Annotated in this window: 14 protein-coding genes and 1 riboswitch; of the genes, 9 read left to right on the forward strand and 5 right to left on the reverse strand. The window is 61.2% G+C overall.

Translation table 11 applies throughout. The features are described from left to right. Positions 1-95 precede the first annotated feature (95 nt). Both FH061_RS23450 and FH061_RS23455 read right to left on the reverse strand, forming a co-directional pair. Positions 96-1,811 carry a methyl-accepting chemotaxis protein gene (locus FH061_RS23450; RefSeq protein WP_151638260.1) on the reverse strand — a complete coding sequence of 572 codons (1,716 nt, stop codon included), beginning with the start codon at positions 1,809-1,811 and terminating at the stop codon, positions 96-98. Positions 1,812-2,156: 345 nt separating this feature from the next. Then, positions 2,157-3,038, reverse strand: coding sequence for a LysR family transcriptional regulator (locus tag FH061_RS23455; RefSeq protein WP_264158750.1), 882 nt, complete (start codon positions 3,036-3,038; stop codon positions 2,157-2,159). A gap of 159 nt (positions 3,039-3,197) precedes the next feature. On the opposite strand from FH061_RS23455, the gene FH061_RS23460 reads away from it, so the two are divergent. The 5 genes from FH061_RS23460 (at position 3,198) to dmeF (ending at position 7,824) form a co-directional block, all read left to right on the forward strand. Beyond that, positions 3,198-3,995: a dioxygenase family protein gene (locus FH061_RS23460; RefSeq protein WP_151638262.1), complete on the forward strand. Its 798-nt coding sequence runs from the start codon at positions 3,198-3,200 to the stop codon at positions 3,993-3,995. A gap of 161 nt (positions 3,996-4,156) precedes the next feature. Beyond that, positions 4,157-4,756 (forward strand): NAD(P)H:quinone oxidoreductase, encoded by a 600-nt coding sequence (gene wrbA, locus FH061_RS23465; protein ID WP_151638263.1) that lies wholly within the window; start codon positions 4,157-4,159, stop codon positions 4,754-4,756. Positions 4,757-5,017: 261 nt separating this feature from the next. Next, a complete protein-coding gene (locus tag FH061_RS23470; RefSeq protein ID WP_151638264.1) occupies positions 5,018-5,413 on the forward strand; it encodes an OsmC family protein in 396 nt (131 codons plus the stop codon). Between the two features lie 496 nt (positions 5,414-5,909). After that, positions 5,910-6,080: riboswitch (yybP-ykoY riboswitch) on the forward strand. An 11-nt stretch (positions 6,081-6,091) separates the two neighbouring features. After that, complete coding sequence (locus tag FH061_RS23475) at positions 6,092-6,667, forward strand: TMEM165/GDT1 family protein (protein ID WP_151638265.1); 576 nt, start codon at positions 6,092-6,094, stop codon at positions 6,665-6,667. Positions 6,668-6,750: 83 nt separating this feature from the next. Continuing rightward, positions 6,751-7,824, forward strand: a complete 1,074-nt coding sequence (dmeF, locus tag FH061_RS23480) for a CDF family Co(II)/Ni(II) efflux transporter DmeF (protein ID WP_151638266.1) — start codon at positions 6,751-6,753, stop codon at positions 7,822-7,824. Positions 7,825-7,967: 143 nt separating this feature from the next. Here the strand turns inward: dmeF and FH061_RS23485 are convergent, their stop codons facing one another. Beyond that, positions 7,968-8,141: an oxidoreductase-like domain-containing protein gene (locus FH061_RS23485; RefSeq protein WP_151638267.1), complete on the reverse strand. Its 174-nt coding sequence runs from the start codon at positions 8,139-8,141 to the stop codon at positions 7,968-7,970. Between the two features lie 160 nt (positions 8,142-8,301). Here FH061_RS23485 and FH061_RS23490 point away from each other — a divergent pair, with 160 nt between their 5' ends. Continuing rightward, positions 8,302-8,832 carry a M15 family metallopeptidase gene (locus FH061_RS23490; RefSeq protein ID WP_151638268.1) on the forward strand — a complete coding sequence of 177 codons (531 nt, stop codon included), beginning with the start codon at positions 8,302-8,304 and terminating at the stop codon, positions 8,830-8,832. A gap of 85 nt (positions 8,833-8,917) precedes the next feature. On the opposite strand, the gene FH061_RS23495 is transcribed toward FH061_RS23490, so the two are convergent. Next, positions 8,918-9,526 carry a LysE family translocator gene (locus tag FH061_RS23495; RefSeq protein WP_151638269.1) on the reverse strand — a complete coding sequence of 203 codons (609 nt, stop codon included), beginning with the start codon at positions 9,524-9,526 and terminating at the stop codon, positions 8,918-8,920. Between the two features lie 129 nt (positions 9,527-9,655). Here FH061_RS23495 and FH061_RS23500 point away from each other — a divergent pair, with 129 nt between their 5' ends. The 3 genes from FH061_RS23500 (at position 9,656) to FH061_RS23510 (ending at position 11,809) form a co-directional block, all read left to right on the forward strand. After that, positions 9,656-10,147 carry an Lrp/AsnC family transcriptional regulator gene (locus FH061_RS23500; protein WP_151638270.1) on the forward strand — a complete coding sequence of 164 codons (492 nt, stop codon included), beginning with the start codon at positions 9,656-9,658 and terminating at the stop codon, positions 10,145-10,147. Positions 10,148-10,295: 148 nt separating this feature from the next. Beyond that, on the forward strand, positions 10,296-10,565 hold the full coding sequence (locus FH061_RS23505) for a hypothetical protein (RefSeq protein WP_151638271.1): 270 nt from the start codon (positions 10,296-10,298) through the stop codon (positions 10,563-10,565). Further along, complete coding sequence (locus FH061_RS23510; protein ID WP_151638272.1) at positions 10,562-11,809, forward strand: polysaccharide pyruvyl transferase family protein; 1,248 nt, start codon at positions 10,562-10,564, stop codon at positions 11,807-11,809. Before FH061_RS23505 ends, FH061_RS23510 begins: the two co-directional genes overlap by 4 nt. A gap of 58 nt (positions 11,810-11,867) precedes the next feature. On the opposite strand, the gene FH061_RS23515 is transcribed toward FH061_RS23510, so the two are convergent. Continuing rightward, positions 11,868-12,146, reverse strand: a complete 279-nt coding sequence (locus FH061_RS23515; protein ID WP_151638273.1) for a hypothetical protein — start codon at positions 12,144-12,146, stop codon at positions 11,868-11,870. Between the last annotated feature and the right edge of the window lie 161 nt (positions 12,147-12,307).

Consider the following 12,307-nt stretch of genomic DNA (forward strand, 5'->3'; position numbering starts at 1 on the left):
GGAATGCATGGATACATTGCCCCGACGGCCGACCTGCGCATGCGGCGCTGCGCTCGCCCGTCACCGTCCCTGCTTGTGGTGACGCGGGAGTGGTATTAAAACTCTTCCCAGCCATCGGCGGCCGAGATCTTCGGAGCCGGAGCCGGAGCCGAAGCCTTGATCCTGACCGGCGCTGCTGACTTGGCGACAGCCAGCGAGTTTGCCGCGGGCCGGGCAGCGGGCGCCGCCGCGCGGAAAGCGGGCACGGACACCGCCGCGGCCATGTGCATGCCGTCAAGCTTGAACACGCCAACCGCCTGCGCCAGTCCGCCCGCCTGTTCGCGCATCGATTCGGCTGCTGCCGCTGCCTCTTCCACCAGGGCAGCGTTCTGCTGCGTCACCTGGTCCATCTGGCTGACCGCCTGGTTGATCTGATCGAGGCCCGAAGTCTGCTCCTGCGTGGCCGCGGTGATTTCACCCATGATGTCGGTCACGCGCTGGATGCTCTGCACGATTTCATTCATGGTCGAACCCGCTTGTCCGACCAGCCGGCTGCCGGCATCGACCTTCTGCACCGAATCATCGATCAGGGACTTGATTTCCTTGGCCGCCGCCGCGGAGCGCTGCGCAAGGTTGCGGACTTCCGATGCGACGACCGCGAAGCCGCGGCCCTGTTCGCCGGCGCGCGCCGCTTCGACCGCCGCATTCAGCGCCAGGATGTTGGTCTGGAAGGCGATGCCGTCGATGACGCTGATGATGTCGGAAATCTTCTTCGACGATTCGTTGATCGAGCCCATGGTTTCGACGACCTGGGACACCACCATGCCGCCGCGGTTGGCCACTTCGGAGGCGGACTGCGCCAGCTGGTCGGCCTGGCGCGCATTGTCGGCGTTCTGCTTGACGGTGGATGTCAGCTCTTCCAGGGAAGACGCGGTTTCTTCCAGCGAGCTGGCCTGCTGCTCGGTGCGCGCCGACAGATCCTGGTTGCCGGCGGCAATTTCGGTTGATGCGGTGCCGATGGTCTCGGTGCTGGTGCGGACCTGGCTGACGATCTGCACCAGGCTGTCGTTCATGTTCTTCAATGCGCGCATGAGCTGCCCGGTCTCGTCATTGGACCTGACCTCGATCTGCTGGGTCAGGTCGCCGTCGGCCACGCCGGCCGCTACCTTGACCGCGACATTCAGGGGCTTGGTAATGGCCTGCACCAGCCATGCGCCGACCAGGGCGGCGAGCACGACGCCGAACAGGATGCCGGCGATGCAGGAATTGCGCACCCAGTGGTAGATGTTCTGGGAATGCTCATAATCCGCTTTCGCGACTTCAAGCTGCAGCTTGATCAGCCGGTCGATACTGTCGCGCACCGGCATGAACAGCTTGCTCATCGGTCCGTGCAGCGCCGCGACGCCCGCCTGCGTATCGAGCACCTGCAGGGCCTCGGTCGCCGGCTTCAGCCCTTCCGCCATGTAGTTCTTGCGGGCGGCAGCGAATTCTTCCGCGATCTTTTTTTCTTCCGGGGTCAGGTAGGTCTGCATGTAGGCGCCCCACTCCGTGTCGATCTGCTTGCTGCGATCGGCGATCTCCTTGAGTGCCTGCTCCACGCCGCTCTGCTCGCCGGTAAGCGCCTTGGCAACCGCCGAATTGTTGTCGTTGATGTAACGGATGATGCGGTCGAGCTGGCCCAGTGCCACCAAGCGGTCGTCGTACATGGAGCGCATGGAATTGTTGGCCTGACTGAGGCTGACGATGCCAATCACGCCGCCGACGATCAATTGCAGCGAAAGAAATGCAATGACGCCGACCAGTCGTGTTTTGATGGTGAGGTTCTTGAACATGAAGCGCCTATGTGTGGAAAGGTTTCAACAAATGCGAGGGAAGGCCGGGTCACGGCAACAATCCTGCTTCAGGAGTACGGAAAATCGGCAGACTGCCTCACACCACCAGATCAACAAGTGCCATGAGCGCACCTGATTCGTCGTTAGACCGGAACGGCCATCCGCTCTGGTATCGTGGCGGCCGCTGCTGCCGGAAGCCATTGCGCAATGACTCTTCTGGCATTATCCCAAAACCGGCATTTCGTTTCCACTAGGAAATCCGTCGAGAACAGCCTGTTGTTCGCCCGTCACAAACTTGCCATTTCATTCACCTGCCACGGGTGCGGATGATCATGCCGGAGCGTGTCACGCCGGCGGCGTGGCAAGTCCCAGTCCCGCAGCGAGAAAGTCGACGAAACTGCGCACCTTGGCGGAAAGATGCTTGCGGCTTGAATACACTGCATAAATGCCCATTTCGCCCGACTGGTATTCCTCAAGCACCTGCTTGAGCCGGCCTGCCTGCAGGTCTGCGCCGACGATGAAGCGCGGCTGGAAGATCAGCCCGGCGCCATTAACGGCGGCCTCGCGCAGCATGTCGCCGTTGTCGGCCCTGATCGGCCCGCTGCAGCGCACGCTGACGGGGCCGCCGGGTCCTTCCAGTCGCCATTCATCGCCTCCCTGTCCCAGCGCATAGCCGAGGCAGGCATGTCCGGCCAGTTCCTTCGGAGTGCGCGGAATGCCATGCTGTTCCAGATACGAAGGTGCGCCGCAGATGATGATTCGTTCATCGCCCAGCTTGCGGGCGATCAGGCCAGGCTCGAGCGTCATGCCGATGCGAATCGCGAGATCGAAGCCTTCATCCACCAGGTCGACCTTGCGATCGCTCAGCGCAATATCGAGCTTGACCTGCGGATAGGTGCGCACGTAACCGGCGATCAAGGGACCCAGCCGGTGCTGACCGAAGGAAAGGGGCATGGCGATCTTCAGCACCCCGCGCGGTGCGGCCGCCATGTAGCCGGCCACCTGTTCGGCTTCGCTGAGGTCCGCCATGATCTGGACACTGCGCTCGTAGAAAACCGTTCCGGCTTCGGTGAGGCTCAGGCGGCGGGTGGTGCGATTCAAAAGGCGCGTGCCGAGATGATCTTCCAGCGTCGCGACATGCTTTGACGCCATGGCGCGCGATATCTGCATGCGCTCGGCGGCGGCGGCAAAGCTGCCGGCGTCGACCACCGTAACAAAGGCTTTCATGCTTGCGAAAATGTCCATGCCGCATTGTCAACCAATAAGAAACAATTTGGCAAGCGAACCGGTATTTATTTACCTCTCGTGATTGAATATAGTGAAAACATTGAATATTCATCGCAAGAGGCATGACGGCCGGAACGTAGGTCTGCCAGGAGGATCACCATGACAACTTTGCCCTCATTGTTCATTTCGCACGGCTCGCCGATGCTCGCCATTCAGGACAGTCCGGCACGCCGCTTCCTGATGGAATTGGGAGAGTCGTTGCCGCGTCCCACGGCAGTCGTGGTTTTTTCGGCGCATTGGGAAACGATCGGCAATCCCGCCGTCAGTTTCGCCGCGCGGCCCGAAACCATTCATGATTTCGGCGGATTTCCTGCCGCGCTGTTCGACATCCGGTATCCCGCGCCTGGAGAGCCCGACGTGGCGGCGCGGGTTGCCGCGCTGCTGGAGCAGGCTGGCCATGGCGTGCGGCGCAGTCCGGATCGCGGTCTCGACCATGGAGCGTGGGTGCCGCTGCGGCTGATGTATCCGGATGCCGACATTCCGGTGCTGCAAGTCTCGATTCTGCGCGGCGGCACACCCGCCGCGCATGAAAGCTTGGGCCGTGCGCTGTCCGGGTTGCGTGAAGAAGGCGTGCTGGTAATCGGTTCCGGTTCACTGACGCACAACCTCTACGAATTCCGCGGGCAGGGCATGGATGCGCCGGTGCAGCCATGGGTCAGCGAGTTCGGAGCCTGGATGCATGAGAGGCTCCACGGCCAGCTGCATGAGGAACGGCGTCAGGCATTGCTCGACTACCGGCGCAAGGCGCCCCATGCGGAGCGCAACCATCCTGCGGATGATCATCTGCTGCCGCTGTTTGCGGCCATGGGTGCGGCCGGTGCCGGCGCCCGGGGCGAACGTCTTCACAGCAGCTATGAATATGGCGTGCTGGCCATGGATGTGTATGCGTTCGCGTAGGAGCGCCACAGGATCTGCATGAGCGCGCCCGGATAGCGCCTCCCGGACCGGTCCGACGAACTTTGTTATTCTTGCAATCCCGATCCGCCGGGGCGCAGTGCGCCGGAAACCATTCCAACAACAATTCAACCAACCTGATTCACCTATCACGGAGATCTACCATGTCAAAAGTGCTTGTCCTGTATTACTCGACTTACGGTCACATCGAAACGCTGGCAAATGCAGTTGCCGAAGGAGCTCGCAGTACCGGCGCCAGCGTGGATATCAAGCGCGTTCCGGAAACAGTACCGCAGGACATCGCCAAGAATGCCCATTTCAAGCTCGACCAGACTGCGCCGGTCGCGACCGTTGCCGAACTGGCCAACTACGATGCCATCGTCATCGGCGCACCGACACGTTTCGGACGCATGCCTTCGCAGATGGCGAGCTTCCTCGACCAGGCGGGCGGCCTGTGGGCCAAGGGCGCATTGAACGGCAAGGTGGGCGGCGCGTTCACATCGACCGCGACCCAGCATGGCGGCCAGGAAACCACGCTGTTCTCCATCATCACCAACCTCCTGCATTTCGGCATGACCGTGGTCGGTCTTCCTTACAGCCACCAGGGCCAGATGACGCTGGACGAGATCGTCGGCGGCAGCCCATACGGCGCCACCACCATCGCCGGCGGCCAGGGCCAGCGCCAGCCTTCGGAAATCGAGCTGGAAGGGGCTCGCCACCAGGGCCAGCTGATTGCCAAGACCGCAAACAAGCTGTTTGACTAGAGCAGAATGTAGGTGGGTGTATGGAAGAATCGGTCTGCCCTGGGATGCGGGGCAACGGGGGCGCCGTGTGGCGGGCCACCTTGGCGACGAACAACGCTGCCATGCGCCCAAGGCAGACCGAGGCAGACCGAGGCGACCGTACACCCATCTGCAATCCGCTCTAGAGTCGCCGCAGGTCGTGAAGTGGTACGATGGCCGCATGCCGGTCATCGTGCTCCGAACAGAGTTCGCCTCAGCGTTTCACACTCAAAAGAGGGAAGCATGGAAATCAAGGTACACCGCGGCGAAGGTCCGCTGCAGCACGTGATCGAGATCGGACAGCACCGCATTCTCACCGATGCGCCGCGCATGTACGGCGGCGAAGAGACCGGCCCAGAGCCGCATGATCTTCTTGCCGCCTCCCTCGCCGCATGCACCGCGATCACGGTTCGCATGTATGCCAACCGCAAGAACATGGATCTGCAGGATATCGACGTGCGCATCGAGCATGGGCATCAGGGCGATGCTTATGTATTCACGCGCCGGATTCGTTACATCGGCAAGCTGAGCGAAGAAGAACAGCAAAGGCTGACGGATATCGCCAACAAGTGCCCGGTGCACAAGACGCTGGAAGGCCAGATGCGCATCGTTACCGAAACGATGCCGCAGGCGGCATGAAAAACAGATCGCCGCGCGTGTCATCAGGCACAGGCGCGGCGATTTGGCTGGAGCGGCAGCCCCGGGTCGGCGCTGCCGCTTCCGCGTACTTCTCAGGACAATAAATTTTGCGCAACTGCAAGCATGCCGCCTACATTGATCAGCAGGCCCACCGCAAGCTTCACACGGCGCAATGAATGCCTGTGTTTCGCATCATCGGAATTGCCTTGCATAAAGACCTCCATTCGTTCAGCACCTTCTAGTACCGTAAACTCTGGTATTCCCAAGCGTTGGAAACCTGTCGGGACTTTAAATTCATATTAATTGGCTAAAGTTTGCCTTGCCATTTGAATTGTTCAATCGGATCGGTAGGCAATCGGCCTATGAGGGTTTCCTGCGGCGCGGGATGGCGGTTCTCGATCATCCGACACGAACCCCGGCGCGGTATTGCCTGTTCGGAAACAGCCGATGCGATCGGGGCGTTTCATAGACAACCGCAATATTGTCGAGTATCATCCGCACCGTCATTGGGGAGTAGCCTCCCTTCGCTACTGAAGGGGCTTGCGTCAACACACTTGGTCCACAGACCATGGCGCAAGCGGTTCCATCGCTTGGCAAGACCTTTGACCATATGCCTTCCGTTGGCCGGACGGGCTTATGGTCAATGGATCATGTCCGGCCAGGGAATATTAAAATTACATGGAAGCATTCCTCGTCTCCACAGGCATCGTCGCACTGGCAGAAATCGGCGACAAGACCCAACTTCTCGCATTCATCCTCGCCGCAAAATTCCGCAGGCCTGTTCCCATCATTCTCGGCATCCTTGCGGCTACACTGGTCAACCACGGCTTCGCCGGCGCGCTGGGCGCATGGATCACCTCGCTCCTGGCGCCGGAAACCCTGCGCTGGGTGCTCGGCGTTTCCTTTCTGGCAATGGCGGCGTGGACGCTGATCCCCGATAAGTTCGAAGAGGAAGATGCGCAGCTGCCGAGGTCGGGTGTCTTCATCGCCACGCTGATCGCATTTTTCCTGGCCGAGATGGGCGACAAGACCCAGGTGGCGACAGTGGCGCTGGCCGCCCAATACAATGCCCTGTTCGCCGTGGTTGCCGGCACGACGCTCGGCATGATGCTGGCCAATGTCCCGGCCGTGCTGATGGGTGACCGCATCGCCGACCGCATGCCGGTACGCCTGGTGCATGGCATTGCCGCCGCAATCTTTGCCGTGCTCGGCGTCGCGACGCTGCTGGGCGCGGGCAAGAGCCTTGGTTTCTGACCCCCGGCAAATGACCGCAGCAGGGACCCCAACAGACACCGCGGCGGACACCCGCCATGCGCAAACATCGTAAAGGAAGAGGCATGCAGCACCCCCATCCGGGTCAATCGAATCATTCAAGCCACGCGGAGCATTCAAGCCATTCCACACCTGGCGCAGCGCTCACGGGCGACAACGTGCATGTCCATGTCTACGGCGGCGGAAATCCCGCAGCGGAACGAGGCACGCGCATCGTCATGTGGATTACGGCATTCGCGATGCTTGCCGAGATCGGCGCCGGTTGGTGGTTCAATTCGATGGCCTTGCTGGCGGACGGCTGGCACATGAGTTCGCATGCGCTGGCTATCGGGCTGAGCACCTTTGCCTACGCGGCGGCGCGGCGATATGCGCAGGATCCGAGATTCGCCTTCGGTACCTGGAAGGTCGAGGTACTCGCCGGATTTACGAGCGCCGTGCTGCTGATCGTCATTGCCGCCCTGATGGTGGCAGGTTCCGTCGAGAGGCTGTTGTCGCCGCAGGCCATTCATTATCAGGAAGCGATGCTGGTCGGCGTGCTCGGCCTGTTTGTCAATATCGTGTGTGCATTCATCCTCGGCGGAGCCCATCATCATCACGGTCATGGTCATAGTCATGGACATGATCATCATCATCATCATGACCACCATCACCATGCACATCACCCGCATTCGCACGGCGAGCAGCAGGGACATCATGCCGACCTGAACCTGAAAGCCGCGTATGTGCATGTGATCACCGATGCCGCAACATCGGTGCTGGCTATCGTGGCACTTGCCGGCGGCTGGCTGTACGGCTGGGCATGGCTGGATCCGGCAATGGGCGTGGTCGGCGCGGTACTGGTTGCGGTATGGGCGAAGAACCTGATCCATGAAACCGGCAAGGTCCTGCTGGACCGCGAGATGGACCACCCGGTGGTGCAGGAAATCCGCGAGGCGGTGGAGACGGATCGCGACGGCGAGCGCATCCGCATTACCGACCTGCATGTATGGCGGGTCGGGCGGGAACATTACTCCTGTGCGCTAAGCCTGGCTACCGACAATCCTGCACTGACGCCGGATGAGGTGCGCAAGCGCATCGGTGTCCATGAGGAAGTGGTGCATACCACGATCGAAATCCGGCATGCCCCGGACTTGACCTGACCTATAGATCCGGCCCGAAAATATCTTGGTCCGGATCCCCTCACCCCGGCCCTCTCCCAAAGGGAGAGGGTGAGATCAGCGGCCCGAAAAATGAACCATTTTTCGGGCCGAATCCATAAGAATGTCGAGCAATGCCCCAGGGCTTATCCGGCCTGCTGCGGATGGCGCGCTTCCCATGCGGCGAGTTCTGCGCGGTAGCGGTCCATTGCGGCATAGTGAATGTCGAATATGCACGGGTCGCAGCCATTGCCGCAGCAGTCTTCGAGCGCAGGCTCGACGGGGGGAACGGGACGTGGATCGTTGGACGGGTTGGACATCGTAATCTGGAATCATGCGGAAGATGTCCATAGTTTACTCCGGCCCGGCGTTGCGCCGCTCGGGCGGCGCAACGCGTACCTGTCTCCTTCCCGCAGGAACCGCTTGCCGCAGGCATCGCTCTGACCAAGGTCGCACTTATTGATACACCATCGTCTACAAATGCAAAATATCCGGCTTGACAGCAATACAACTGAAATCCTTGCCGCGCTCGGCATTTCGCCGGAGCGGGCGGCGCAAACCGGCTTGCCGTTTCACCCGCAAGCCACCGAACTGGCATTGGCCGAAACCGGAGGCGACGGCCTCGGGCACATGCTGATTCCGGCGGCTGCGCGGGCCTGGCAGGCAATGCGCCAGGCGGCGGGGCGGGATGGCATCGAGCTGTATATCGTCTCGGCATTCCGCGATCTTGCCAGCCAGGCCGATATCGTGCGCGCCAAGATCGAGCGCGGCATGCCGCTTGCGAAGATATTCACATTGAGCGCGCCGCCGGGCTACAGCGAGCACCACACCGGGCGTGCGGTGGATATCAACACGCCGGGTTGCGAGGAAAGGGAAGAGCCATTCGAGCAAACCGATGCTTTCCGATGGCTCACCGTGCATGCCGGCCGCTTCGGTTTCGTGATGTCCTATCCCCGCAATAATGACAAGGGTTTCGTGTACGAGCCCTGGCATTGGCTGTTCACGGACTAGCCGAGACTGCCTGATGCGGGCATCGATACAGGCATGATGTGCATCGATATGGGTATGTCAGATATTGATGCACCCGGTTCCGCTTTCAGCTCGCCAGCAGTCTCCCCGCCATCAGCACCAGCACCGTCGGCAGCAGCCACTTCTTCAGCGGCGAAGCCCTGCCTTGCATGCCGCGCCCGATGCGTGCGGCCGCCAGTGCGTACATGCAGTCGAACGCGAAACCGACCAGTACCAGAATCGTACCTAGCCACAGGAATTGCGTCAGTACGGACCCCTGTGCGGGCGCGACGAACTGCGGCAGGAACAGGCCGCAGAACAGCAGCGCCTTGGGGTTCATCAGGTTGGTGAGAAATCCGCGCAGGAAACAGGACCTTGCGGAGCTGTCGCTGCGCTCCGCCGCCGCGAGGCGCAGATCCGAGCGCAATACCTGCGCTGCCAGATACAACAGATAGGCCGCCCCGACCCAGCGTACGATGTCCAGCAGCACGGGGTGCGCCGCCATCAGCGCGGCGAGTCCGGCGCCCGACATCAGCACATGCAATCCGCGCGACAGCGCGATACCCAGGCTGGTCACCAGTGCCAGGCGCTTGCCGCGGGCGGCCCCGGTCGCAATCACCAGGGCCATGTCGGGACCAGGGAGAAGATAAACGGCCGCGAGCGCGGACAGATACAGCGGCAGGATGGCAAGTTCCATGGGAAGTTTTCCGTAAAGGGGAGGGGCAGCAATTACGGAAATTATGCTTGCGAGCGGCAATAATTTTCTTGCCATTTTCTTTTCACACCTGCTATTTTCAGCAAGAATCTCCTACCAGAAGACAGAAAAATGGCAAAAGAATCTCAGCAAGAGCTGGATCGCACCGATCTTCGTATCCTGGAGCTGTTGCAGAAGGAAGGCCGCCTGACCAATGCACGGCTGGCCGAACATTTGCATTTGAGCGAGACACCGGTCTGGCGCCGCCTGCGCCGCCTGGAAGACGACGGATATATCACCGGGTACCAGGCCAACCTTGACCGGCGCAAGCTTGGTTTCGGACTGATCGCCTTTGTCCAGATCAACTTCGCCAATCACACCGGCGAGCAGCCCGCACAATTCGAACGCGCCATCCAGTCGATTCCGGAGATATTGTCGTGTCACAACGTCAGCGGCGAAGCGGATTATTACCTGCAGGTCGTCACGCGGGATCTCGAGGCGTATGGCGAATTCGTCACCCATGTCCTGCGCAAGCTGCCGGGCGTGACGTCGATACGGTCCAGCCTGGCGATGCGCGAAATCAAGTCGACCTCGGCCCTTCCGATTTCCCGGACGCAAGGGTGAGGTTTGCGTTCATGCGGATGCGCGCTGACGCAAGCAAGTCGGAACGAGTGCTTGTGCTGCCTCATGGAGCAGGTCGGCGCAGGCGTCTATGGTGTCTTCATGTACGGCATATGCTGATGCCGAACCAGGCAAACCATCGACTCCAGCCATGGCGCACCAATCAATCAATGAACTGCTTGAACGCAAGGAAGTCCGCTTCCTGCTGGCCGCCGCCTGCGGTTTTCTCGCGGGGCAGGGGCTGTACCTGCTGATGAATGGCGTGCATGCGATGGATATCGTGCGCGGCGGCGGCGAACTTCTGCTGTGGGGCAGCCTCGCCATGCTGAACCTGGCGCGTGTTCATGGCCGCGGCATACCCGGCATCCGCCTGGCCATCTATGTGGGTGCAGGCTTGATCGTGGCCAGCTGGCTGCGATGAGCGGCAGCGCCTACTCCAACATTCCCACCATCATCTTCGGCGCCTTCGACCGCCACAACTTCGGCGACCTGATCTTCCCCCATGTATGGGAAGCGCTGGCGGGAGGAACCGATATCGTCCATGCCGGATTGGTCGAGCGCAACCTTGTGGCGCTTGGAGGACACAAGGTGCATGCGATCGCGGACCTCGCCATCCGTTACCGGGATCAGCCGGTGCGTATCGTGCATGCCGGCGGCGAATTGCTGACCTGCGGTGCCTGGGAAGCGGCGGTGATGTCCTTGCCGGCCGATGAGGCGCAAGCGCTTGTGCGCCGCTTCGACGGCGATGCGCAGGCAACAGCCGCATGGGCTCGGGAACGCCTCAAGCTGCGGGCCTTCGCCCCCTATGTGGTGGGACGCTCTCTGTTTCCGCGCGCCCTCGCAATCCTGCACAATGCCGTTGGCGGCGCCGAACTGGATGCGCTAGGCGCAGCGATGCGCGTGGAAGTGCGGGAAAAGATGGCCGGCGCGGACGGTATTTCGGTGCGCGACCGGCGTACCCTGGCCCATCTGCAATCCTTTGGGCTGGCGGCCGAACTGGTGCCCGATCCTGCGGTGATGGTGGCCGAACTGTTCGGCAGCCGGATGCGCATACATGCCGCTGCCGGTGAGGTGCTGCAATACCGGCAGGCTTTTCCAGAAGGCTATCTCGCGCTGCAGTTCAGTGTCGATTTCGGCGACGACGCGACGCTTTCCACGCTTGCCGAGGAACTCGATCAATTCATCCGGCAGAGCGGCTGCGGCGTCGTCCTGTTCCGTGCCGGCGCCGCGCCATGGCATGACGGCATCGACGCATACCGGCGGCTGGCGATGCGCATGCAAAGCCCTGCCGTGCGCATCATGTCCTCGCTGCATCTCTGGGATATCTGCGCGCTGCTTGCGCATTGCCGCGCCTATGCCGGCAGCAGCTTGCATGGCCGCATCGTAGCGGCGGCCTGCGCGCTGCCACGCGTTACCTTGTGCCGCAGCGATACCGGGAGCGGTTTCGCCAAACATGCCGCTTATGCCGACACATGGGAGGATAGCCGGCAACAGGTGCTGGTTGAACCGGCGATGCTATGCCCCGTGCTCCTCGAGCGCATCCGCAGCGCACAAGTTGACTTCCCGCAACAGCAAGCAGCGGCGAAAAAACTGGCCTCGCTCTATCGGACGTATTTCGATACGCTGAAAATCCGGATCGATGGAGGCGCCGCACATCATCCATGATGCAAGGTGCGCACTACCTCAATTTGCAAGCTGATGAAGCGGGCACTGCGCGACAACGTCAGCCGCTCACCAGTTTCACCTGTCCCACCCGACCGCGGCGTCTTTCATGACCGAAATGGGAAGCCATCGCCGCGTCGTCCCGGGATGCGGAGACGTCAATGACACTGTCGACCTCCCATAACTGTTCGGCCATCGCGCGCACCTTGCACGCTTCGCTGCTCAGGCTTTTTTCGACATGCACGCCGAGTGCGCCGGCTTTCATGGCTTCGGCCTCGAGCAGGCTTGCCAGTGTGCACAGATGTTCGGCAATGCTGCGGGTACGGAGGGATTTTGACATCGCGGCTTCCTTTCATGCAAAAACAAGATCTGCCCTGATGCTCGCTCGCACCTGCAACAGCAGATCACTTAGGTGGCATACCGGTGCGCTCTTGCGCTGCAACGCACTGGTGCGCAAAGCTTCCGTCAGGCATGAATCCGCATTGTATTGATACATGAAAT

The organism is Noviherbaspirillum aerium, from assembly GCF_008929045.1.
Classification (GTDB): domain Bacteria; phylum Pseudomonadota; class Gammaproteobacteria; order Burkholderiales; family Burkholderiaceae_D; genus Noviherbaspirillum; species Noviherbaspirillum aerium.

Coding starts and splice junctions, on each gene's coding strand:
- FH061_RS23450 (WP_151638260.1), bottom strand. CDS start 1,811: ATGTTCAAGAACCTCACCATCAAAACACGACTGGTCGGCGTCATTGCA.
- FH061_RS23455 (WP_264158750.1), bottom strand. CDS start 3,038: ATGAAAGCCTTTGTTACGGTGGTCGACGCCGGCAGCTTTGCCGCCGCC.
- FH061_RS23460 (WP_151638262.1), top strand. CDS start 3,198: ATGACAACTTTGCCCTCATTGTTCATTTCGCACGGCTCGCCGATGCTC.
- wrbA (WP_151638263.1), top strand. CDS start 4,157: ATGTCAAAAGTGCTTGTCCTGTATTACTCGACTTACGGTCACATCGAA.
- FH061_RS23470 (WP_151638264.1), top strand. CDS start 5,018: ATGGAAATCAAGGTACACCGCGGCGAAGGTCCGCTGCAGCACGTGATC.
- FH061_RS23475 (WP_151638265.1), top strand. CDS start 6,092: ATGGAAGCATTCCTCGTCTCCACAGGCATCGTCGCACTGGCAGAAATC.
- dmeF (WP_151638266.1), top strand. CDS start 6,751: ATGCAGCACCCCCATCCGGGTCAATCGAATCATTCAAGCCACGCGGAG.
- FH061_RS23485 (WP_151638267.1), bottom strand. CDS start 8,141: ATGTCCAACCCGTCCAACGATCCACGTCCCGTTCCCCCCGTCGAGCCT.
- FH061_RS23490 (WP_151638268.1), top strand. CDS start 8,302: ATGCAAAATATCCGGCTTGACAGCAATACAACTGAAATCCTTGCCGCG.
- FH061_RS23495 (WP_151638269.1), bottom strand. CDS start 9,526: ATGGAACTTGCCATCCTGCCGCTGTATCTGTCCGCGCTCGCGGCCGTT.
- FH061_RS23500 (WP_151638270.1), top strand. CDS start 9,656: ATGGCAAAAGAATCTCAGCAAGAGCTGGATCGCACCGATCTTCGTATC.
- FH061_RS23505 (WP_151638271.1), top strand. CDS start 10,296: ATGGCGCACCAATCAATCAATGAACTGCTTGAACGCAAGGAAGTCCGC.
- FH061_RS23510 (WP_151638272.1), top strand. CDS start 10,562: ATGAGCGGCAGCGCCTACTCCAACATTCCCACCATCATCTTCGGCGCC.
- FH061_RS23515 (WP_151638273.1), bottom strand. CDS start 12,146: ATGTCAAAATCCCTCCGTACCCGCAGCATTGCCGAACATCTGTGCACA.